The sequence below is a fragment of the Bordetella genomosp. 5 genome (genome assembly GCF_002261315.1).
Taxonomy (GTDB): Bacteria; Pseudomonadota; Gammaproteobacteria; order Burkholderiales; family Burkholderiaceae_B; genus Bordetella.
In genome coordinates, this window is sequence record NZ_NEVP01000002.1 from 101113 (window position 1) to 123964 (window position 22852).

Genomic DNA, 22852 nt, shown 5'->3' on the forward strand with positions numbered 1-22852 from the left:
GCGCGTTTTGCACCCAGCAAGTACTAGGAATGAATTGAATATGGTTGATCGCGCAAAGCCCCTGGCGCTGCCGGATAACCGCGTGGTCCAGGTCGATGACCTGACGGTGCGCTTCGTGACGTCGGAACGTACGGTGGAAGCGGTACGCAATCTGTCGTTTCACGTCGATCGGGGCGAGACCCTGGCCATCGTGGGCGAATCGGGTTCGGGCAAGTCGGTGACCTCGCTGGCCCTCATGCGTCTGGTCGAGCACGGCGGTGGCCGTCTGGCCCAGGGCTCGATGCACCTGCGCCGCCGCAATGGCCAGGTCATCGATCTCGTGAACTCGTCGCAGCGCACGATGCGCGATGTGCGCGGCGCCGACATGGCCATGATCTTCCAGGAGCCCATGACCTCGCTGAACCCGGTGTTCACCGCCGGGGACCAGATCGCTGAAACGATCCGCCTGCACCAGGGCAAGGATGCCGCCGCCGCGCGCGCCGAAGCCCTGCGCATGCTGGAGCAGGTGCGTATCCCCGAAGCGAAGTCGGTGCTCGATCGCTACCCGCACCAACTGTCGGGCGGCATGCGCCAGCGCGTCATGATCGCCATGGCGCTTGCCTGCAAGCCCGCGCTGCTGATTGCCGACGAGCCCACCACGGCGCTCGACGTGACCATCCAGGCGCAGATCCTGCAACTGATCCGTCAGCTGCAGGACGAAATGCACATGGGCGTGGTGTTCATCACCCACGACATGGGCGTGGTGGCCGAAGTGGCCGACCGGGTGCTGGTGATGTATCGCGGTGACAAGGTCGAAGAGGGCCCGTCGGACCAGGTGTTCGAAGCGCCCCAGCACACCTACACGAAGGCGCTGCTGTCGGCCGTGCCCCGTCTGGGTGCGATGACCGGCACCGATCTGCCGGCACGCTTCCCGCTGCTGCAGGTGGAAGGCAAGGTCCAGCCGGTGGCCGAAGCTGGCGCCGACAGCACCCAGGAAGTGCCGCGCGATCGCAAGGATCCGATCCTGAGCGTGCGTGACCTCGTCACGCGCTTCGACCTGCGCGGCGGCATTCTCGGTCGCGTCCAGCGCCGGGTCCACGCCGTCGAGAAGGTGAGCTTCGACCTGTACCCCGGCGAGACGCTTTCGCTGGTGGGCGAATCGGGTTGCGGCAAGTCGACCACGGGCCGCTCGCTGCTGCGTCTGGTCGACAGCCAGGGCGGCGAGATCCAGTTCGGCGGGCGCGACATCGTGCGTCTGAAGAACAGCGAGCTGCAATCGCTGCGCCGCGACATCCAGTTCGTGTTCCAGGATCCGTTCGCCTCGCTCGATCCGCGCGTGACCGTGGGCTTCTCCATCATGGAGCCGCTGCTGGTGCACGGCGTGGCGACGGGCAAGGCCGCCGAACAGCGCGTGGCCGAGCTGCTCGATCGCGTCGGTCTGGCGCCCGAAATGGCGCAGCGCTACCCGCACGAATTCTCGGGCGGCCAGCGTCAGCGCATCTGCATCGCGCGCGCGCTCGCCCTCAATCCGAAGGTCGTGATCGCGGACGAATCGGTGTCGGCGCTGGACGTGTCGATCCAGGCGCAGATCGTGAACCTGCTGATCGACCTGCAGCGCGACCTGGGCATTTCGTTCCTGTTCATCTCGCACGACATGGCCGTGGTCGAACGCATCAGCCACCGCGTGGCCGTGATGTATCTGGGCCAGATCGTCGAGATCGGCCCGCGCCGCGCGATCTTCGAGAACCCGCAGCACCCTTACACCAAGAAGCTGATGTCGGCGGTGCCGATCGCCGATCCGTCGCGCCGTCACCTCAAGCGCGCCTTGTTGTCCGATGAAATTCCGAGCCCGATCCGCAAGCTCGACGACGAACCGGTGGTGCAGCCGCTGGTGCAGGTCGGTCCGGATCATTTCGTGGCGCGCCACCCCGTGGGCGGCGCGTACTGATTAAGCAGTCCGCGTTCTTTGTCTCGTGAGCGTTGCGGCCCCGGCCGCGCCTCTTACGGTTTTTTCCACCGCCTCTCCTTTTCGAATCAGGAGTTCGCAATGATGAAAGTACTGCGCCCCACCAAGCTGGTGGCCGCCGCCGCGCTGGCCCTCGGCGTCCTCGCCTCGCCTCTCGCTCACGCCAGCAAGGACGTGACGTTTGCCGTGTCGATCGCGCTGGAAACGCTCGATCCGTACAACACCAACAGCACGCTGAACCAGGCGGTGGGCAAGTCCTACTACGAAGGCCTGTTCGAGTTCGACAAAGACCTGAAGATCCAGAAGGTTCTGGCCACCGACTACTCGGTGAGCGACAACGGCCTGGAGTACACCTTCAAGCTGCGCCCGAACGTGAAGTTCCAGGACGGCACCGACTTCAACGCCGAAGCCGTCAAGATCAACTTCGATCGCCCGGCCAACCCGGACAATCGTCTGTCGCGCTACATCCAGTTCAGCGTCATCGAGAAGATCGACGTGGTGGATCCGCTGACCGTCAAGATCACCCTGAAGAAGCCGTTCTCGGCCTTCATCAACGCGCTGGCCCACCCGGCCGCCATGATGATCTCGCCCACCGCGCTGAAGAAGTACGGCAAGGACATCGGCTTTCACCCGGTCGGCACCGGCCCGTTCGAATTCGTCGAGTGGAAGCCCGCCGAGTACCTGAAGGTCAAGAAGTTCGCCGGCTACTGGAACCAGGGCAAGCCGAAGGTCGACACGATCACGTTCCGTACCGTGACCGACAACAACACCCGCGCCGCCGTGGTGCAGACCGGTGAAGCGCACTTCGCGTTCCCGGTGCCGTTCGAGCAAGCCGCCGTGCTGGCCAAGAACGACAAGCTGGACGTGGTCGACCACAAGAACTCGATCATGGCCCGCTACCTGTCGATGAACACGCAGGTCAAGCCGTTCAACGACGTGCGTGTGCGTCAGGCCATCAACTACGCCATCAACAAGCAGGCGCTGGCCAAGGTTGCGTTCAATGGCTACGCCACCGTCGTCGACGGCGTCGTGCCGCAAGGCGTGGACTTCGCGCACAAGACCGGCCCGTGGGAACACAACCCCGCCAAGGCGCGCGAACTGCTGAAGGAAGCCGGTTACCCCAACGGTTTCGAAACCCAGCTCTGGTCCGCCTACAACGACGGCACCTCGGTCAAGGTCGTGCAGTTCCTGCAGCAGCAGCTGCAACAGGTCGGCATCAAGACCTCGGTCGAAGTGCTGGAATCGGGTCAGCGCGTGCAGCGCGTTCAACAGGTGCAGAAGCCTGAAGACGCGAAGGTCCGTCTGTACTACGCCGGCTGGTCGTCCTCGACCGGTGAAGCCGACTGGGGCCTGCGTCCGTTGCTGACGACCGGCGCTTTCCCGCCCGTGCTGAACAACGTGTCGTACTACTCGAACCAGAAGGTCGACGCGGGTGTCCAGGAAGCCCTGGCCACGACCGATCGCGCCAAGAAGGCCGAGATCTACAAGAACGTTCAGGAAACCATCTGGAACGACGCGCCGTGGGCGTTCCTGGTGACCCAGAACAACGTGTACGTGAAGTCGAAGAACCTGAGCGGTGTGTACGTCGAACCCGACACCTCGTTCTGGTTCGGTGATATCGACCTCAAGCAGTAAACCAAGAAGGCCACATTCGGCGGGGGCACGGTGCCCCTGCCGATGTCGCAGGAATTTCAATGCTGACCTATATCGTCAAACGTCTATTGGGCATGATCCCCACGCTGCTGCTGGTGGCCGTGGTCGTGTTTTTGTTCGTGCACATGCTTCCGGGCGACCCCGCGCGACTGGCCGCCGGCCAGGACGCCGATCAGGCGACCGTCGAACTCGTGCGCAAGGAACTGGGCCTGGATCTGCCCCTGCCGCAGCAGTTCGTGCGCTACTTCAGCCACATGCTGCAAGGTGACCTGGGCACCTCGCTGCGCACCAAGCGTCCCGTCTCGACCGAAATCGCCGACCGCTTCATGCCCACGCTCTGGCTCACGCTGGCCAGCATGGTCTGGTCCGTGATATTCGGCATGGTCATCGGGATCGTGTCCGCGGTCTGGCGCAATCGCTGGCCCGATCGCCTCGGCATGACGTTGGCGGTCTCGGGCATCTCGTTCCCCGCGTTCGCGCTGGGCATGATGCTCATGCAGGTGTTCTCGGTGAATCTGGGCTGGTTGCCCACCGTGGGCGCCTCGACCTGGCAACACTACATCCTGCCTTCGATCACGCTCGGCGCCGCCGTGGCCGCCGTGATGGCGCGCTTCACGCGGGCCTCGTTCGTCGAAGTGATCCAGGAAGATTTCGTCCGGACGGCCCGTGCCAAGGGCCTGTCCGAGCGCCGCGTCGTGATCAAGCACGCGCTGCGCAACGCGCTGATCCCCGTGGTCACCATGATGGGCCTGCAATTCGGCTTCCTGCTCGGCGGCTCCATCGTGGTCGAGACGGTGTTCAACTGGCCCGGCCTCGGCCGTCTGCTGGTCGACGCCGTGACGCAGCGCGACTATCCGGTGATCCAGGGCCTGGTGCTGCTGTTCTCGCTGGAATTCATCCTGATCAACCTGATTGTCGACGTGCTGTATGGCGTCATCAATCCCAGCATCCGTTACAAGTGAGGGCGGCATGAGCAATTCGACTACCGCCACTACCGCGCAAGCGGCCGCCAAGAACGACGTACGCACGCCGCTCACCGAGTTCTGGCGCAAGTTCAAGAAGCAGAAACTCGCCGTCGGCGCCGGCGTGTTCGTCGTGCTGCTGGTCGTCCTGGCCGCGTTCGCGCCCTGGATCGTGCCGTTCGACGCCGAGAATTTCTTCGACTACGACGCCATCAATGCCGGCCCGTCGCTCACGCACTGGCTGGGCGTGGATTCGCTGGGCCGCGATATCTTCAGCCGCATCATGATGGGCGCGCGCATCTCGCTGGCCGCCGGCTTCCTGTCGGTGTTCATGGGTGCGATCGTGGGCACCTTCATGGGCCTCATGGCCGGCTACTACCAGGGCTGGTGGGAGCGCATCACGATGCGTATCTCCGACGTGCTGCTGGCCTTCCCGGGCATGCTGCTCGCGATCGGCGTGGTGGCCATTCTGGGCTCGAACATGATCAACGTGATCGTGGCCGTCGCCGTGTTCAGCGTGCCGGCGTTCGCCCGCCTGGTGCGCGGCAACACGCTCTCGATCAAGCAGATGACCTACGTCGAAGCGGTCAAGAGCGTGGGCGCGTCCGACTGGACCATCATCATGCGCCACATCTTGCCCGGCACGATCTCGCCGATCGTGGTGTACGGCACGATGCGTATCGGTACCTCGATCATCACCGCGGCCAGCCTGTCGTTCCTGGGCATGGGCGCACAGCCGCCCACGCCCGAGTGGGGCGCGATGCTCAACGAGGCGCGCGCCGACATGGTGATCGCACCGCACGTCGCGATCTTCCCCGCGCTGGCGATCTTCCTGACCGTGCTGGCTTTCAACCTGCTGGGCGATGGCCTGCGCGACGCGCTCGACCCCAAGATCGACCGCAAGTAATTGTCTTGCGCCGTCTGGACAGGACTGGACGCGGCCCCCGGGCCGCGCCGGTGCCGCCCAGGCGGCGTTTTTGCATTCTGGAGGCCGTGATTCACGGCAATGACCATGACTGACTCCGTACAGCCGCGCATCGGCGTGCTGCCCGCCGGCCCGCGCGACGCCATCACCGACGTCGCGGGCGTGACCGTTGGCCACCACACCCGCGCCGACGGCGCCTGCCAGACCGGCGTGACCGTGGTGCGCGCCCACGCGGGCGATCATTTCCGCGACAAGGTCCCGGCGGCCGCCACCGTGCTCAATGGCTTCGGCAAGAGCACCGGCCTCGTGCAGGTGGAAGAGCTCGGCGTGCTCGAAACGCCGATCGGGCTGACCAACACCTTCGGCGTGGGCACGGTCGCCAACGCGCAGATCCGCGCCGCCGTCGCGGCGAACCCCGCCATCGGGCGCGAGTGGGCGACGGTCAACCCGCTCGTGTTCGAGTGCAACGACGGCTACCTCAACGATATCCAGGCCCTGGCCGTGCAGGAGGCCGACTACGCGGCCGCGCATGCCGCCTGCGACGCCGCCTTCGAGCAGGGCAGCGTGGGGGCGGGCCGCGGCATGTCGTCGTTTTCGCTGAAGGGCGGCATCGGCAGCGCGTCGCGCGTGGCCGAGGTGGCGCCGGACGTGCGCCACACCGTCGGCGCGCTCGTGTTGTCGAACTTCGGCCGCCTGCCGTTGCTGACCGTGGCGGGGCGCCCGTTCGGCCGCCGCGTGGCCGAGCTGCTCGCGCGCGAGGCCGATCCCGCGGCGCCGGAGAAGGGCTCCATCATCCTGTTGCTGGCCACCGACGCGCCGCTGGATGCGCGCCAGTTGCGCCGCCTGTCGCTGCGCGCCGGCGCGGGCCTGGCCCGTACCGGCTCGGTGTTCGGTCATGGCAGCGGCGATATCGCGCTGGCGTTCTCCACGGCCTATACCGTTCCGCACGCCGCCGAGGCCGGCATGCCGGCGGTCGCCATGCTGCACGAGACGCGTATCGATCCCTTGTTCGAGGCGGCCGCCGAAGCGTGCGAGCAGGCCATCGTGTCGGCCCTGTGGCATGCCAGCGAAGTGACCGGCCGCGACGGCCACCGGCGCCGCGCGCTGCGCGACGTGGTGCCGCAATGGCGCGACTGGCTCGCCGACAGCGCATTCTGATTTTTCGTTTCCACGATTCACCAAGCCCGCAAGGACGGGGGTAGCGCATGAAGATCCTGATTTCCACCGATATCGAAGGCGTGGCTGGCGTGTTCCACCACGAGCAGGTCCGGGCCGGCAACGGCGAATACGAGCGCGCCCGCGCCTGGATGACCGCCGAGGCCAACGCGGCCGTGCAGGGCGCGATCGCCGGCGGCGCCGAGGAAGTGCTGGTCAACGATTCGCACGGCGGCTTTCGCAATCTGTTGCCCGACCTGATCGACGAGCGCGCCCGGCTGGTGCTGGGCAAGCCGCGTTACCTGGGCATGATGGGCGGTCTCGAAGAGCAGTGCGACGCCGTCTTCATGATCGGCTATCACAGCCGCTCGCAGGGCCGCGGCATTCTCGCTCACACCATCAACAGCTTCGCGTTCGCGCGGGTCTGGGTGAACGGCATGGAACTGGGCGAGGCGGGCCTCTACGGCGCGCTGGCCGGCGAGCTGGGCGTGCCGGTGATCCTGGCCAGCGGCGACGACGCGTTCATCGAAGAGACCCGCCCGATCTTCCCGCAGGCTCAGTGGGTGCAGACGAAGGTGGCCCATGGCCTGTCGGCCGGCGTCACGCTCTCGCCCGCCGCCTCGCGCCGCGCGATCGCGCAGGCCGCCGAAACCGCGGTGCGCAATATCGGCCAGGCGGTTCCTTTCGTGGTGCCCGGCCCGATAGAATGCCGTCTGCAGACGCAGACCGCCGCGCTGGCCGATCTGTTCTGCATGTGGCCCACGCTCACCCGCGTCGACGGCGTCACGCTGCAGTTCACGGTAGAGAACATGCAGGCGGCGATCCGCACGCTCAACAGCCTGGCGGCCATGTCGTTCATGCTGCGCTAGCGCGCCGTCACCCCGTACAGGAACCCCATGTCGACCACCGATCTCCGTATTGCCGATCTGCGCCAGGCCATGCGCCGTCACAAGCTCGATGCCTGCATCGTGCCGTCGGCCGATCCCCATCTCTCCGAGTACCTGCCGGCCCGTTGGCAGGGCCGGCGCTGGCTGAGCGGCTTCAACGGCTCGGTGGGCACGCTGGTGGTCACCGCCGATTTCGCCGGATTGTGGGTCGACAGCCGTTACTGGGTGCAGGCCGAGGCACAGCTGGCCGGCACCGGCGTGCAGCTCATGAAGATCGCGCTGGCCACCACGCCGGGTCATGTCGACTGGCTGGCCACGCAGCTCAAGACGGGTTCGCGCGTGGCCGTGGACGGCGCCGTGCTGGGCCTGGCCGCGTTCCGTGGCCTGTCGGCCGCGCTGGCGCCCGCCGGCATCGAGCTGTCGCTCGGCACCGATCTGCTCGACGAGGTCTGGGCCGATCGCCCCGGCCTGCCCGAGGCCTCGGTCTACGAGCATGCCGCCCCTTACGCCTGCGAATCGCGCGCCGAGCGGCTGGCCCGCGTGCGCGCCGCCATGCGCGACAAGGGTGCCGACGTGCACCTGATCTGCACGCTCGACGACATCGCGTGGCTCTTCAACCTGCGCGGCGCCGACGTCAATTACAACCCCGTCTTCGTCGCCCATGCGCTGATCGGCATGGATCACGCCACGCTGTTCGTGGCCGATGGCAAGATCGACGACACGCTGCGGGCCCGCCTGGCCGCCGACGGTGTCGATCTGGCCGCCTACACCGACATCGTTCCCGCTTTGGGATCGCTGCACACCGATCAGACCCTGCTGATCGATCCGGCCCGCGTGACCTGCGGCGTGTTCCAGGCCATGGATCCGGCGGTGCCGCGCGTGGAGGCGATCAACCCGTCCACGCTCTTCAAGTCGCGCAAGACCGAGGCGGAGCTGGCCCACGTGCGCGAAGCGATGGCGCAGGATGGCGCCGCGCTGGCCGAGTTCTTCGCCTGGTTCGAGGCGGCCTCGGGGCGTGAGCGCATCACCGAACTCACGATCGACGAGAAGATCACGGCGGCGCGTGCGCGCCGTCCCAACTACGTCTGCCCGAGCTTTGCCACCATCGCCGGCTTCAATGCCAACGGCGCGATGCCGCACTACCGCGCCACCGAGGCCGAGCATGCCGTGATCGAAGGGGATGGCCTGCTCCTGATCGATTCCGGCGGGCAGTACCTGGGCGGCACGACCGACATCACGCGCGTGGTGGCGGTCGGCACGCCGAATGCCGACCAGAAGGTGGATTTCACGCTGGTGCTCAAGGGCATGATCGCGCTGTCGCGCGCGTCGTTCCCGCGCGGCACGCCGTCGCCCATGCTGGATGCGATCGCGCGTGCGCCGATCTGGGCCGGCGGCGCCGAATACGGCCACGGCACGGGTCACGGCGTGGGCTACTTCCTCAACGTGCACGAAGGCCCGCAGGTGATCTCGTACCGCGCGCAGCCCGGCCCGCACACGGCCATGGAGCCCGGCATGATCACGTCCAACGAACCGGGCATTTACCGCCCCGGCCGTTGGGGCGTGCGCATCGAGAATCTGGTGGCCAACCGCAGCTGGCTCGAAGGCGAGCTCGGCGAGTTTCTGTGTTTCGAGACGCTCACGCTGTGTCCGATCGACACGCGCTGCATCGAGCGCTCGCTGCTGCGCGCCGACGAAATCGCCTGGCTCGACGACTATCACCGCACCGTGCGCGAGCGCGTGGCGCCGCTGGTGGACGGCGCGGCGCTCGACTGGCTGCTGTCGCGCACCGAACCGCTGGGCGCCTGACGCCAGGCGGCGCGAGGCCTCAGGCCTGCGAGGTCTCCGCTAGGGGGCCTTCGTAGGCCTTGAAGGCGCTGCGGGCCAGGCTCGACGCCAGAATGCCCAGCAGCAGCAGATAGGCCGCCAGCGCGCCCAGGCCGAAGCCGGGCGTGAGCACGAGCCGCGTCCAGGCGGCGGTGCTGAGCGTGGCCGCCAGCGGCGCGGCCAAGGCGGCCAGGGCGCCCTGGGCTACCCAGAAGGCCGTCGTGCCCACGCCCACGGCCCGGCTCACGCCGGTCGAGCGCGGCGTGGCGGGCAGGGTGTGCCGCACGGCCAGCGCCACCACCAGACCCGCGGCCAGCGGCAGCGCGAGCCACGAGAGCCACGGCAGCAGCCCTTCGGCGCGGGCCTGCAATGCTGCCACCCAGCCCGCGGCCAGGCGCAACATGGCCGTCTGCCACGCATAGGCGGCGCCCGCCGCCAGCCACACGATCCAGGTGCGGCGCAGCGGCGGCCGCGCGGGGTTCGGGTCGTGGCGCCAGCGCGCCAGCGCAATCACCGCGCGCAGGAGTTGCCAGCTCAGCAGCATGAGCACGAGCAGATTGATCAGGCTGCGCAGATTCATGAACAGGGCGAGCCGCGTGTGCGGCTGCTCGACCCCATGGCTGGCGAGCCAGGCCAGCGTGCCGTCGAGCAGGCCGTGCGCGCTGAGGTGCGCCATGGCGTGCAGATACGCGCCGTAGGCGAGCGCCAGGGTCATTCCGTACACCGCGGCCCACGCGCGCGGCGCGACCGGGACACGACCGGGGCGGGCCTGCTGCGCGCGCAACAGCGTGCAGGCGCACACGAGCACGGCCAGGCAGGCGCTGGCCAGCGCGAACGACACCGTGCCCGCGAGCGAGGGCGTCACGGCGAGGGGATGCGTGCCCGATGTGGGCTGCCACACCGGCGCGCGTTCGCTCAGCGCGGCGGCGCACACGGCCAGGAATGCGGTGCTGCAACTCGATACGGCCCACCGGCTGGCGGGCAAGGGACGTACTGCGGACATGCGCGGCGGACTCCTCGGTAAGGCGCGCGGGCAGCGATGCCGCGCGGCGCTTCGGGTCTACGCCGGCCTCGGATCGGGGCCGGAGTCAGCCCGGTCTGTTACCGAACTGACGTAAGGGAAAACCCATATTTTGGCGCGGTCTTAGGTATAATCCAAATTTCCCGCATGCGCCCGCTCGTCCCGGGTGCTCACTACGATGACCAAATACGTATTTGTCACCGGCGGTGTGGTGTCATCCCTCGGTAAGGGTATCGCCGCCGCGTCTCTCGCCGCGATCCTCGAATCGCGCGGCCTGCAAGTCACGATGCTCAAGCTGGACCCCTACATCAACGTCGATCCCGGCACGATGAGCCCGTTCCAGCACGGTGAAGTGTTCGTGACCGAAGACGGCGCCGAGACCGATCTCGACCTGGGCCACTACGAGCGCTTCATCTCCACCAAGATGCGCAAGGTGAACAACTTCACCACCGGCCAGATCTACGAATCCGTGCTGCGCAAGGAGCGCCGTGGCGATTATCTGGGCAAGACCGTCCAGGTGATCCCGCACATCACCAACGAGATCCAGGATTTCATCGCCCGTGGCGCTGATTCGGCCTGGGCCGGCAATACCGACGTCGCGATCGTCGAGATCGGCGGCACCGTGGGTGACATCGAATCCCTGCCGTTCCTCGAGGCCGCGCGCCAGATGAGTCTGCGCATGGGCCGCAACAACGCGGCCTTCGTGCACCTGACCCTGGTGCCGTTCATCGCTTCGGCGGGCGAGCTCAAGACCAAGCCCACCCAGCACTCGGTGCAGAAGCTGCGCGAAATCGGGATCTATCCCAACGCGCTGCTGTGCCGTGCCGACCGCCGCATCCCCGATGACGAGCGCGCCAAGATCTCGATGTTCTCGAACGTCCCGCTGGACGCCGTGATCTCGGTCTGGGACGTCGATTCGATCTACAAGATTCCGGCCATGCTGCATCAGCAGGGCGTGGACAACATCGTCTGCGAAGCGCTCGGCCTGACGCCGCCGCCGGCCGATCTGTCCATGTGGGACCGCCTGGTCGACGCGCTCGAGCATCCGCAGCATCAGCTCACCATCGGTATGGTGGGCAAGTATGTCGACCTGACCGAATCGTACAAGTCGCTGAGCGAAGCCCTGGTGCACGCCGGCATCCATACGCATTCCAAGGTCAACATCGAGTACATCGATTCCGAGGACATCGAAACCCGCGGCACCGACCAGCTCAAGCATCTCGACGCGATTCTCGTGCCGGGCGGCTTCGGCAAGCGCGGCACCGAGGGCAAGATCGCCGCGATCCGTTATGCCCGCGAAAATGGCGTGCCGTACCTGGGCATCTGCCTGGGCATGCAGCTGGCCGTGATCGAGTTCGCCCGTCATGTGGCGGGTCTGGGCGGCGCCAACAGCACCGAGTTCGATCCCTCGGCCCCGCATCCGGTGGTCGCACTGATCACCGAGTGGATGGACCGCGAAGGCAAGGTCGAGCGCCGTGACAACGCCTCCGATCTCGGCGGCACGATGCGCAAGGGCGCGCAGCGTTGCCCGATCAAGGCCGGCACCCGCGCGCAGTCGATCTACGGCAACGAAGTGAACGAGCGTCACCGCCATCGCTACGAGGTCAACAACGTCTACGTGCCCCGCCTCGAAGAGGCCGGCCTGGTGATCAGCGCCCGCACACCGACCGAAAACCTCCCCGAGATGATGGAGCTGCCGAATCATCCGTGGTTCGTGGGCGTGCAATTCCACCCGGAATTCACCTCCACGCCGCGCGACGGCCATCCGCTGTTCTCGAGCTACATCCAGGCCGCCATCGACCTGAAATCGCGCCGCGAACAAAAGGCGTGATCCCCTCCGCCCCGTGCGCCTTCCGCTGAAGGCGCACGGGGCGGGCTGCTTTCGGATACAACAACTTAGTGTCCGACATGCGCGCGCTGGCTATGATGCTCCGAGCCGGGCCCGGGCCGCGCGACGGTTTTCCCGACAACCTCTTTGCTTGAAAGGAATTTCATGAGTGCGTATCTGATCGCCGACGTCACCGTCACCAAGCCCGCGCAATACGAGGATTACAAGCGCTTGTCCACGCTGGCCATGCGTGCGTACGATGCCAAGATCCTGGTCCGCGGCGGCGAATCGAAGCGCCTTGAAGGCCGGGAGCCTGGTCGCACGGTCATCATGGAGTTTCCGTCCATGGCGGCAGCCCAGGCCTTCTATGATTCCTGGCAGTATCGCCGCGCCCGCACCGCCCGCGAAGGCGCCGCCATCATGAATATGTTTATCGTTCAGGGAATGTAATTACCATGAGTGCAATCGTCGACATCATCGGCCGCGAGATTCTGGATTCGCGCGGCAACCCCACCGTCGAGTGCGACGTGCTGCTGGAGTCGGGGGCCATGGGCCGCGCGGCCGTGCCCTCGGGCGCATCCACCGGCGCTCGCGAAGCCATCGAACTGCGTGACGGCGACAAGGGCCGTTATCTCGGCAAGGGCGTGCTGCGCGCCGTCGAAAACCTCAACACCGAAATCTCCGAAGCGCTGATGGGCCTCGATGCCCAGGAACAGACCTTCGTCGATCGCACGCTGATCGAGCTGGACGGCACCGAGAGCAAAGAGCGCCTGGGCGCCAACGCCATCCTGGCCGCCAGCATGGCCGTGGCTCGCGCCGCCGCCGATGAATCGGGTCTGTCGCTCTACCGTTACTTCGGTGGCAGCGGCCCGATGAGCATGCCCGTTCCGATGATGAACGTCATCAACGGTGGCGCTCACGCCAACAACACCCTCGACCTGCAGGAACTGATGATCCTGCCGATCGGCGCGACGAGCTTCCGCGAAGCCCTGCGCTGGGGCGCCGAGGTGTTCCACATGCTCAAGAAGCTGATCCACGCCGAAGGCATGTCGACCGCCGTGGGCGACGAAGGCGGTTTCGCGCCCAACGTGCCGAACCACGAAGCAGCCATTCAGCTGATCCTCAAGGCCATCTCCGAAGCCGGCTACGAAGCGGGCAGCCAGATCGCCCTGGGCCTGGATTGCGCCAGCTCCGAGTTCTTCCGTGACGGCAAGTACACCCTGGCCGGCGAAGGCGGCGTGTCGCTGTCCTCGCAGGAGTTCGCCAACCTGCTGGCGACCTGGTGCGACAAGTACCCGATCATCTCGATCGAAGACGGCATGGCCGAAAACGACTGGGACGGCTGGAAGCTCCTGACCGATCAGCTCGGCAAGAAGGTGCAGCTGGTGGGCGACGATCTGTTCGTCACCAACACCAAGATCCTGCGCGAGGGCATCCAGAAGGGCGTCGCCAACTCGATCCTGATCAAGATCAACCAGATCGGCACGCTGTCCGAAACCTTCGCCGCCATCGAGATGGCCAAGCGCGCCGGCTACACCGCCGTCGTGTCGCACCGCTCGGGCGAAACCGAAGACTCGACCATTGCCGACATCGCCGTCGCGACCAACGCAATGCAGATCAAGACCGGCTCGCTGTCGCGTTCGGATCGCATGGCCAAGTACAACCAGTTGCTGCGCATCGAGGAAGAGCTCGCCGAAGTGGCGTCCTACCCCGGCCGCGACGCGTTCTACAACCTGCGCTGATCGCCATCCCGTGCCCGGTCTGCACAGGCCGGGCACGTCTTGCCCATCCCATTTCTAGGGTGCCCGTCGTATGCGCCTGTTGTTCCTGGTGCTCTTCGCGCTGGTGGCTCTGATCCAGTACCCGCTGTGGCTGGGCAAAGGCGGCTGGCTCAAGGTCTGGGACCTGCAACGCCAGGTCGCCGAGCAGCGCGAAACCAATGAAGGCCTGCGGGCGCGCAATGCCGCGCTGCAGGCCGAGGTGCGCGATCTCGAAACCGGGACGGGCGCCATCGAGGAACGGGCGCGTGGCGAGCTCGGCATGATGCGCGACGGCGAAGTCTTCGTGCACATCCTGCCCGCCGGCGTTCCGCTGCCCTCGGCAAACTCCACGCCTCAGGCCACGGCTCCCAAGCCGGCCAACCCGCCCAAGCCGCCCGCCGCATCGGCGAATCGCCCGGCAGCGTCGGGCGCCGCCCGGCCCGCCACCCCGCAGCGCTGACGGCGCTCGCCGTCCCGCTCCGCTTCTACGCATCGCTTCTCAGCATCGCTTCCCGGCATCGCTTCCCGGCATCGCTGTCGGCGTCGCCGCCCGGCGCTCGCCCTGGCCTTGTCATGGCGGGCATGTCGGCGTGCGCACCCAGACCGGGGGCTGGTCGGCGTAGCGCACCGGGTGCGATTGCATGTCGATCTCCAGCGTCAGCCGTAACGGCAACCGGCCGGCCGCGAGCGCGCCGCGCACGCAGCTGTCCCGCGCGGACGAGGCGATGGCGCGCAGCAGGGCGCCGGTCCAGGGGGCGAGCGGTCGCACCGGATAGGTGAGCCGCAGCTGCAGCTGATTGGCCTCGAAGATGTCCGGCCGGGCCGTGGGACGGGCGGCATGCTGCTCGGCCTGGTAGTCGTTGCGGATGGCCGGCAGACCGGCGGCGGCGCGTGGCACGGGCAGGCCTTGCTCGGCATGCGTGGCGTAGGCGCGTGCGTCGGGCCGCTGGATGTCGATGCGCCAGCCCGGCACGCGGGGATCGCGGCCGGCACTGCCCTGGGCGGCCCGAACCCGACCGGGCAGGGCCGCCTCGAAGCTGCGGGCGATGATGGCGGGGTCGGCATGCGCGGTGGCGCCGGCGCGCGCGGCCTGGGTGAGCGCGGCGTAGAGCGCATGCTGCAACTGCCGCCAATGACTCGCCTCGATCAGCGCCGTGGCCAGCGCCGTGAGCGCGAGCACGGCCAGCGCGGACTCGATGAGGGCGGCGCCGCGTTGGCGCCCGGGCAGGTGGGCAGGCATCTGCGCAGTATGGTGGCGCACCCCGCACGGCGCGATTGTGGATTCTGCGCTGTGACGGATTTCCGTCGGCCTTAGGGGCCAAAAAAAGACCGGCGTCGGGGCCGGTCCTGGGTGCTCGCGGCGCGATCAGTGCACCGTGGGCGGATCCTGCTCGGGCATGGGCGTGGCCGGGCTGAACAGGCCCGCGCAGTCGACCGGGTCGAACGCGTAGGGCTTGCCGCAGAAGTCGCACGTGACTTCGACCTCGCCGCGCTCGGCCAGGATGTCTTCGACTTCCGCCTGGCCCAGCGTGCGCAGCATGGCCGCCACGCGCTCGCGCGTGCAAGGACAGAACCAGCGCACGGGCTGAGGTTCGAACGCGATCAGCGTTTCTTCCCAGAACAACCGGTGGATCAGCGTGTCGGTGTCGGTGGCGAGGAGCTCGTCGGCCGCCAGCGTGCCGCCCAGGTGCAGCGCGCGGCTCCAGGCCTCGGCGGCCACCTCGGCGGTGACCTGCGGACGGTCTTCGCCGCCGTGGTCCGGCAGACGCTGCAGCAGCAGGCCAGCCGCCGACTTGTCGTCGGCCGCGAGCCACAGGCGCGTCTCGAGCTGCTCGGAGGCCTTCATGTAGTGTTGCAGGGCTTCGGCCACGCTCTCGCCTTCGAGCGGCACGATGCCCTGATAGGCCTGCTGGCCGGGCACCTTGCGATGCGGGTCGAGCACGACCATGAAGCGGCCGTTGCCATGGGCATTGAGCAGGTTCTGCATGGTGCCGTCTTCCGGCACCGTGTGGCCCTCGCGCACCTTGACGGTGGCGCGCACGCTCAGGTCCGAGCGGCATTCGACCACCAGCAGCGCGATCGGGCCGTCGCCCTGGATCTGCAGGATCAGCGAGCCGTCGAATTTGATGTTGGCCGCCAGCAGCGACGAGGCCGCGACCAGCTCACCGAGCAAGCGCTGGATCGCCTGCGGATAGGCGTGGTGAGCCTGCGCATCGCGCCAGGTATCGGTCAGACGCACGGCCTGGACCCGCACGGTGCGGGTCTCGAAGAGGTATTTCTTGAGAAGGTCGGTCATGGTGAAGATGTTAGCCGATCGTGCCGGTCCCGCCGGCGCGGGCCGGCATCGCGCGACGCGATGCTCCGGCAGGGCCGGGAGCGATTCTGGGGGCAAAGCAGGCGAGGGCGGCTCCCGTCGGGAAGGTCTGCGCCGTTGCGACCTATATGAGGGCGAAGACCGTCAATACAAGGCGTTAGGCGGGGTGGCGAATCCCGCCCCGCCCGAGGGCGAGCAGGCCGGATCTGTTACGCCCCCGATACGACCGCTCTGTGTCTGGCGCATCCGCGCCGGACTCGGGATACTCGGTGCTTCCCTTCCCGATTCCCAGGATCCCCCATGCCGAACTCCCATGACTATGCCGTCGTCGACGTGTTCACCGACACGGCCTATCGCGGCAACCCGCTGGCCGTCGTGTTCGATGCAGAGGGGCTGTCCACCGCGCAGATGCAGGCGATCGCGCGCGAATTCAATTACTCCGAATCGACCTTCGTGCTGCCGCCCGCCTCGGCCGGGCACCACGCGCAGGTGCGCATTTTCACACCGGATCGCGAGATCGGTTTCGCCGGGCACCCCAACGTCGGCACCGCGATCGCGCTGAAGGCGCGCCACGAGGCGGCGGGCCGGGCGGTGCCAGCGGCCTGGTTGTTCGAAGAAGGGGCGGGGCTGGTGCGCGTCGACCTCACGGCCCTGCCGGCGGGCGGCACCACCGCGCTGGTGGCGGCGCCCCAGCCGCTGTCGCGGGCCAGCGTCGTGGCAGCGGCCGCGGTCGCACGTGCGCTTTCGCTCGATACCGCCGACATCCTCACCGACGAGCACGAGCCCCAGGTGGTGTCGGTCGGCCTGCCTTTCGTCGTGGTCGCTTTGCGCAGTCGGGACGCGCTGCGTCGCGCGGCGCCCAACCGTGACGGCTATGCCGCCCTGTTGCCGCTGGACGGCGCGCATTCGATCTATGCCTATACGCGGGATGCCGACGACGGCACCGACATACAGGCGCGCATGTTCACCGGGCGCATGACCGAGGATCCCGCCACCGGCAGCGCCACGGCGGCCATGGCGGGCCTGCGCGCGACCTTGTCCGGCGACACGGTGTCGCTGCGCGTGGGGCAGGGGGTGGATATGGGACGCGCCAGCCTGCTGCTGGCGCAAGCCGGCCACGAGGCCGGGGGCGTGCGCGCGAGCGTGGGCGGTGAAGCGGTGCTGGTGATGAGCGGGACGCTCGGCGCACCGCCTCGCTGAGTGCCGTTCAGCCGATACGCTTGAGCGCGCCGCGGTAATGCTGGCCGCGCTCGACGTAGTGCTGCGTGTTGGCGTGCAGGTTGGCGATCTCTTCGGGCGTCAGCTCGCGCACGACCTTGCCGATGCCGATCACGAGGTGGTTGTCGGGGATCACGCGGCCCTCGGGGATGATGGCGCCCGCGCCGACGAGGCAGTTGCGCCCGATCACCGCCTTGTTGAGCACGATGGCCTGCATGCCGATCAACGCGCCTTCGTGGATCGTGCAGCCGTGCAGCATGGCCTGGTGGCCGATGGTGACGTTCGGGCCGATATGCATCGGACAGCCGGCATCCACGTGCAGCACGCTGCCTTCCTGGATGTTGGTGCCGGCGTGCACATGGATGGGCTCGTTGTCGGCACGGATGGCCACGTGGGACCAGATGCTCACGCCGGACTCGAGGATCGCCTGGCCGATGATGTCGGCGCTCTCGGCGATATAGACATCGGGGGCGATCTGCGGGACGTGCTGGTCGAGTTGGTAAATCGGCATGATGGGACGGGCTCCTGCGGGTCAAGCCGGCGTGCCGGCCGGGGGCTGGGCCCGCTCCGCTTCACGCCGGCGCAGCACGGCGCGCTGAACCTTGCCCGTGGTGGTCATGGGCAACTCGGCGACGTACTCGATTTCTTTGGGATATTCGTAGGGCGCGAGGCGGTCGCGCACGTGTTCTTGCAGCGCCTGGGTGATCTCGGCGGGATCGCGGTCCTGGTGGTCCGGCGTCAGCACGACAAAGGCCTTCACGACGGCGCCGCGCTCGGCGTCGGGCTTGGGCACGACGGCGGCGTTGGCCACCGCGGGGTGGCTGAGCAGGCAATTCTCGATCTCGCCCGGCCCGATGCGGTAGCCCGAGGACTTGAAGACGTCGTCGGTGCGGCCCGCGTACCAGAGGTAGCCGTCGGCATCGATGCGCGCCAGGTCGCCCGTGCGGCACCAGTCGCCGGTGAATTTGTCGGCGGTGGCCTGCGGGTTGTTCCAGTAGCCCAGGAACAGCACCGGATCCGGAAAGCCGTGGATGTCGAGGCGGTTGACGGCGACCTCGCCGATCTCGCCGGCCGGCACGGGCGCACCGATGTCGTCGATCACGGCCACCTGGTGGCCGGGGTAGGGGCGTCCCATGCTGCCGGGCCGCGCGGGCCAGCGGCGCTGGCTGTTGCCGACCACGTAGTTCATTTCGGTCTGCCCGAACATCTCGTTGGGCGTGATGCCCAACGCCTGCTCACACCAGCCGAACACGGTCTCGCCGACGTTTTCGCCAGCGCTCATGATGCTGCGCAGGGCCAGCCGGTAGCGTTCGCGCGGCGCCGGCACGGCCTTCATCATCATCTTGAGGGCGGTCGGGAACAGGAAGGTGTTGGTGACCTGATAGCGCTCCATCAGTTCGAAGGCGCGCTCGGCGGAAAAGCGTCCGCGCGCGCCCACGATCGGATGGCCGAAATACAGCGTGGGCAGCAGGGCGTCCATCATGCCACCCGTCCAGGCCCAATCGGCGGGCGACCAGAACACATCGGTGGGCTTGGGGAACCAGTCTTGCGAGGCGACGAAGCCGGGCAGGTTGCCGATCAGCACGCTGTGCGGCAGCAGCGCACCCTTGGGGGCGCCGGTCGTGCCGGAGGTGTAGAGCAGAATGGCCGGATCGGTGGCCTTGGTGAGCACCGGCTTGAACTCGCCGGGCTGGCGCGCCAGCAGGCTGCGCCACGGCAGTACGCGCTCGTCGGAGAAGCCGATGCCGATGATCTGATGCAAATGCGGACAGCGCTCGGCCACGGAGAGCAGATTTTCGCTGGAGACGGTATCCACGATGGCGACGCGGGCCTGCGAATCGGCCAGCCGGGACTCTAATGCTTCCGGGCCGAACAGGGCCGAGAGCGGCAGCACCACGGCGCCGACGCTGAAGATGGCCATCTGGGCCACCACGGTTTCGGGACGCTGCCCCAGCACGACGGCGACGCGGTCACCCGGGGCCACCCCCATTTTGACCAGGCCGTGCGCGAGCTGATTGGCGGCTTCGGCCAGGCGAGCGTATGTCCAGACTTCGCGGGTGCCGGATTCGTCTTCGTAGAAGATCGCGATCCGCCGCGCGTCCGAACCGCTGGCCGCCCAACGATGGCAGCAAACATCAGCGATGTTGAATTGAGTCGGAACCAGCCAGCGGAAGGATTGATAGAGCGCCTGATATTGGTCGTTCATGGCCCTTTGGTGTGAGCTCGGTGGCAGCGAAGGAGGGCTGAGCCCGTGGACGTGGCGCCAGTCCCGCTACTGCAAGCATGAACGAGAGGGCCAGGAACTGCAACAGTCCCGACCCTCTAACGGGGACGTATAAGGGTATTCACGGGTGCCGGCTTTGGCGGCGCAGCGCCGACGGCAGCGCGGGCAGCGACAGCGGCCGCCGGACCCGCGTGCCTGTGGTATCCGTGCCACGTCCGGTCTGCGTCTGCGCCCAATCCACCAGCTGCAGCTGGCCGTCGTGCGTCTCGGCCAGCGCCGACAGGGACTCGACCCAGTCGCCGTCGTTGCAGTAAAGGATGCCGTCCACGTCGCGCAGTTCGGGCTGGTGGATATGGCCGCAGACCACGCCGTCCAGGCCACGGCGCCGCGCCTCGCCCGCGAGCGCTTCTTCGAAGTGCGTGATGAACGAGACCGCGTTCTTCACTTTGTGCTTGAGATATTGCGACAGCGACCAGTAATGCAGGCCGAGCCGGTGACGCAGCCGGTTGAAATGGTGATTGAGCCACAGGGCCAGCTGATAGGCCGTGTCGCCCAGGTGCGCCAGCCACTTGCTGTGCTGGATCACGCCATCGAACTGGTCGCCGTGCAGCACCAGCAGGCGCAGCCCCTTGGCGGTGACGTGGATATCCTCGTCGAGCACTTCGATATCGCCGAACGCGAACCCCACGAACTCGCGCGCGAACTCGTCATGATTGCCGGGCACGAAGACCACGCGCGTGCCGTTGCGTGCCTTGCGCAGGATGCGCTGGATCACGTCGTTGTGCGCACGCGGCCAGTGCCAGTGTTTGCGCAACTGCCAGCCGTCGACGATGTCGCCCACCAGATAGAGCGTGTCGGATTCGTTATGCTCGAGAAAGTCGAGCAGGAACTCGGCCTTGCAGCCGGCCGTGCCGAGGTGAATGTCGGAAATCCAGAGCGTACGCCAGTGCGTGGGTTGGGTCTCGTTCAAGGCGATCTCCGTAGGGCTGTGTCGCCTCATGATGAAAACAGTTCCGCATGACGCGCGCGTGAACCGTTGATGACGCTGTTGTGACGACGCGTGCGGCCGGCCGGGTGATCACCAGGAACTGCATGCGACAATCGCGCGCAGCCTGTTTTTTCGTTCCCGTTCGCTTCCGGCGCCGGACGCCGCACGCCTTTCCCGGCGGACCGGCATCATGGCGCCGAGCCGTCTCTCCGTTTTCGCTCATGTCCTCCGCCACCGACCCTGCCTCGTCCCTCGATGCCACCCGCGCCTCACCGCGCACGCGCCGCGTGGCCGTGATCGGCGGGGGGCCGGCGGGACTGATGGCCGCCGAGGCCATGGCCGAGCGCGGCGTTCAGGTGGACCTGTACGACGCCATGCCCTCGGTCGGGCGGAAGTTCCTGCTGGCCGGGCGGGGCGGGCTGAATCTCACGCATGCCGAGGCCCTGCCGGCCTTCACCGCCCGCTATGGCGCGCAGGCCCCGCGCGTGGCCGCCTGGCTCGAGGCGCTGCCGCCCGACGCGCTGCGCGAGTGGGCGCACGACCTGGGCATCGAGACCTTCGTCGGCACCTCTGGACGCGTCTTTCCGCGCGAGATGAAGGCGGCGCCGCTCCTGCGCGCCTGGCTGGCCCGGCTGCGCGCGCAGGGCGTGCGCCTGCACATGCGGCATCGCTGGCTGCCCTGGCCGCAAGGCGAGGCCGCCAGCCCGGCCCGGCTGCGCTTTGCCACGCCGGAGGGTGAGGTGGAGCATGGCGCCGACGCCGTGGTGCTGGCGCTCGGCGGCGGCAGCTGGGCACGGCTCGGATCCGATGGCGCCTGGGTCGAGCCTCTGGCCGCGCACGATGTGCCGGTGCGCGCGCTGCGGCCGGCCAACTGTGGCTTTCTGGCATCGTGGAGCGAATGGTTTCGCGAGCGCCATGCCGGCGACCCGGTCAAGGCCGTAAGCATGATCTGCGGCCAGGAGGCCGCGCGTCAGAGCCGGCGCGGCGAATTCGTCATCAGCGCGGATGGCATCGAAGGCAGCCTGGTCTATGCGTTGTCGGCCCCCATCCGCGACGAGATCGAAGCGCGCGGCACGGCCACCATCTGGCTCGACCTCATGCCCGACTGGTCGCTCGAACGCGTCGAGACCGAAGTGGCCCATCCCCGCGGATCGCGTTCGATGTCCAGCCATCTGCAGAGCCGCCTCAAGCTCACCGGCGTGCGGGCGGGCCTGCTGCGCGAACTCGCCAGCCGCGACGACTACGCCGACCCGCTACGACTGGCCGCGCGCATCAAGGCGCTGCCGCTGGTGCTGACCGCGCCGCGCCCGATCGACGAGGCCATCAGCACGGCGGGCGGCGTCGAGCTCGGCGCGCTCGATGGCGCGTCGATGCTGCCGCGCTGGCCGGGCGTGTTCTGCGCGGGCGAGATGCTGGATTGGGAGGCGCCGACCGGCGGCTATCTGCTGACCGCCTGCATGGCGAGCGGTCGCGTGGCCGGACGCGGTGTGCTGGACTATCTGGCGACGCTGGGCTGATCCGCGCGCGCTTTGCGCGGGCGCGGCGGCGCCTCGGCCAGCCGGGTGCCCGCCAACCGGTCGTGCAGGAACTGGCCGCGCGGGTCGAACCAGCTCGGAATGAAGTTGGTGAACGGCGCGATCACGACGAACATCGATACCGCGGGCCAGCCGATGGCTTGCGAGCTCCACCAGACCAGCGCGGCGGTGGCGAGCGGCAGCGGCCACAGCAGCACATAACGCAGAACCAGCCGGGGCAGTGCCGGCACGGCGCCGTCGGGGCCGAGAAGCTGGATGTTCCAGGTCTTCATGGGAAGCGTCTGGCCACGCTTGCGCCAGCACAGCACGAAGTACAGCCCGATCACGACAAACAACCAGACCTGCCGCGCGGAGCGCAGCGCGAGGCCGTGGCGGCTCTGGGTCAGGGTGTCGAACAGATAATCGGCCAGGAACACCACGCCGAACAGCAGCACGCCCTCGTACATCATGCAGGCGAAGCGGCGCAGGCGGCTGGGCGTGGCGGATGGGACGAGGGCGGCGGTCATGGCGACGTATTATCCACATAACCGCCGGCCTGGCGAGAGAGATTTCCCGCAAGCCGTGGATAGGGGCGCTTTCGTCCCGGTGCCAAGACAAAAAAAACCCGCCGGTT

Annotated in this window: 20 protein-coding genes; 13 read left to right on the top strand and 7 right to left on the bottom strand. The window is 67.6% G+C overall.

Annotation, left to right across the window (positions count from 1 at the left end; translation table 11 throughout):
* The first annotated feature begins 40 nt into the window (after nt 1-40).
* The 7 genes from CAL25_RS04970 (at nt 41) to CAL25_RS05000 (ending at nt 9333) form a co-directional block, all read left to right on the top strand.
* Nucleotides 41-1927: a dipeptide ABC transporter ATP-binding protein gene (locus CAL25_RS04970; RefSeq protein ID WP_094798851.1), complete on the top strand. Its 1887-nt coding sequence runs from the start codon at nt 41-43 to the stop codon at nt 1925-1927.
* Between the two features lie 99 nt (nt 1928-2026).
* A complete protein-coding gene (gsiB, locus tag CAL25_RS04975; RefSeq protein ID WP_094798852.1) occupies nt 2027-3580 on the top strand; it encodes a glutathione ABC transporter substrate-binding protein GsiB in 1554 nt (517 codons plus the stop codon).
* Between the two features lie 59 nt (nt 3581-3639).
* Nucleotides 3640-4560 carry a glutathione ABC transporter permease GsiC gene (gene gsiC / locus CAL25_RS04980; RefSeq protein WP_094798853.1) on the top strand — a complete coding sequence of 307 codons (921 nt, stop codon included), beginning with the start codon at nt 3640-3642 and terminating at the stop codon, nt 4558-4560.
* Between the two features lie 7 nt (nt 4561-4567).
* A complete protein-coding gene (gene gsiD, locus CAL25_RS04985; protein WP_094798854.1) occupies nt 4568-5467 on the top strand; it encodes a glutathione ABC transporter permease GsiD in 900 nt (299 codons plus the stop codon).
* 105 nt (nt 5468-5572) lie between these two features.
* On the top strand, nt 5573-6643 hold the full coding sequence (locus CAL25_RS04990; protein ID WP_432759226.1) for a P1 family peptidase: 1071 nt from the start codon (nt 5573-5575) through the stop codon (nt 6641-6643).
* A 47-nt stretch (nt 6644-6690) separates the two neighbouring features.
* A complete protein-coding gene (locus tag CAL25_RS04995) occupies nt 6691-7509 on the top strand; it encodes a M55 family metallopeptidase (RefSeq protein ID WP_094798856.1) in 819 nt (272 codons plus the stop codon).
* A gap of 27 nt (nt 7510-7536) precedes the next feature.
* Nucleotides 7537-9333 carry an aminopeptidase P family protein gene (locus CAL25_RS05000; protein WP_094798857.1) on the top strand — a complete coding sequence of 599 codons (1797 nt, stop codon included), beginning with the start codon at nt 7537-7539 and terminating at the stop codon, nt 9331-9333.
* A 19-nt stretch (nt 9334-9352) separates the two neighbouring features.
* Here CAL25_RS05000 and CAL25_RS05005 read toward each other — a convergent pair whose 3' ends face one another.
* Nucleotides 9353-10354: a hypothetical protein gene (locus tag CAL25_RS05005; RefSeq protein WP_141217888.1), complete on the bottom strand. Its 1002-nt coding sequence runs from the start codon at nt 10352-10354 to the stop codon at nt 9353-9355.
* Between the two features lie 196 nt (nt 10355-10550).
* Here CAL25_RS05005 and CAL25_RS05010 point away from each other — a divergent pair, with 196 nt between their 5' ends.
* From CAL25_RS05010 to ftsB, 4 genes are all read left to right on the top strand, one after another.
* A complete protein-coding gene (locus CAL25_RS05010; RefSeq protein ID WP_094798859.1) occupies nt 10551-12203 on the top strand; it encodes a CTP synthase in 1653 nt (550 codons plus the stop codon).
* Nucleotides 12204-12365: 162 nt separating this feature from the next.
* Complete coding sequence (locus CAL25_RS05015; RefSeq protein WP_094798860.1) at nt 12366-12650, top strand: DUF1330 domain-containing protein; 285 nt, start codon at nt 12366-12368, stop codon at nt 12648-12650.
* Nucleotides 12651-12655: 5 nt separating this feature from the next.
* Nucleotides 12656-13942, top strand: a complete 1287-nt coding sequence (eno, locus tag CAL25_RS05020; RefSeq protein WP_094798861.1) for a phosphopyruvate hydratase — start codon at nt 12656-12658, stop codon at nt 13940-13942.
* A gap of 70 nt (nt 13943-14012) precedes the next feature.
* Nucleotides 14013-14420, top strand: coding sequence for a cell division protein FtsB (gene ftsB, locus CAL25_RS05025; RefSeq protein WP_094798862.1), 408 nt, complete (start codon nt 14013-14015; stop codon nt 14418-14420).
* A gap of 111 nt (nt 14421-14531) precedes the next feature.
* On the opposite strand, the gene CAL25_RS05030 is transcribed toward ftsB, so the two are convergent.
* Both CAL25_RS05030 and hslO read right to left on the bottom strand, forming a co-directional pair.
* Entirely contained in the window at nt 14532-15200 is a 669-nt protein-coding gene (locus CAL25_RS05030; RefSeq protein ID WP_094798863.1) for a hypothetical protein, read from the bottom strand.
* Between the two features lie 126 nt (nt 15201-15326).
* Nucleotides 15327-16256, bottom strand: coding sequence for an Hsp33 family molecular chaperone HslO (hslO, locus tag CAL25_RS05035; RefSeq protein WP_094798864.1), 930 nt, complete (start codon nt 16254-16256; stop codon nt 15327-15329).
* A gap of 318 nt (nt 16257-16574) precedes the next feature.
* On the opposite strand from hslO, the gene CAL25_RS05040 reads away from it, so the two are divergent.
* Nucleotides 16575-17474 carry a PhzF family phenazine biosynthesis protein gene (locus CAL25_RS05040; RefSeq protein ID WP_094798865.1) on the top strand — a complete coding sequence of 300 codons (900 nt, stop codon included), beginning with the start codon at nt 16575-16577 and terminating at the stop codon, nt 17472-17474.
* Between the two features lie 7 nt (nt 17475-17481).
* Here the strand turns inward: CAL25_RS05040 and CAL25_RS05045 are convergent, their stop codons facing one another.
* From CAL25_RS05045 to CAL25_RS05055, 3 genes are all read right to left on the bottom strand, one after another.
* Nucleotides 17482-18003, bottom strand: coding sequence for a gamma carbonic anhydrase family protein (locus CAL25_RS05045; protein WP_094798866.1), 522 nt, complete (start codon nt 18001-18003; stop codon nt 17482-17484).
* A 21-nt stretch (nt 18004-18024) separates the two neighbouring features.
* Complete coding sequence (locus CAL25_RS05050; RefSeq protein ID WP_094798867.1) at nt 18025-19698, bottom strand: acyl-CoA synthetase; 1674 nt, start codon at nt 19696-19698, stop codon at nt 18025-18027.
* 139 nt (nt 19699-19837) lie between these two features.
* Nucleotides 19838-20716, bottom strand: a complete 879-nt coding sequence (locus tag CAL25_RS05055) for a UDP-2,3-diacylglucosamine diphosphatase (RefSeq protein WP_094798868.1) — start codon at nt 20714-20716, stop codon at nt 19838-19840.
* A gap of 209 nt (nt 20717-20925) precedes the next feature.
* On the opposite strand from CAL25_RS05055, the gene CAL25_RS05060 reads away from it, so the two are divergent.
* Nucleotides 20926-22221 (top strand): TIGR03862 family flavoprotein, encoded by a 1296-nt coding sequence (locus CAL25_RS05060; protein WP_094798869.1) that lies wholly within the window; start codon nt 20926-20928, stop codon nt 22219-22221.
* Here the strand turns inward: CAL25_RS05060 and CAL25_RS05065 are convergent.
* A complete protein-coding gene (locus CAL25_RS05065) occupies nt 22200-22745 on the bottom strand; it encodes an RDD family protein (RefSeq protein ID WP_094798870.1) in 546 nt (181 codons plus the stop codon). The genes CAL25_RS05060 and CAL25_RS05065 overlap by 22 nt on opposite strands.
* Between the last annotated feature and the right edge of the window lie 107 nt (nt 22746-22852).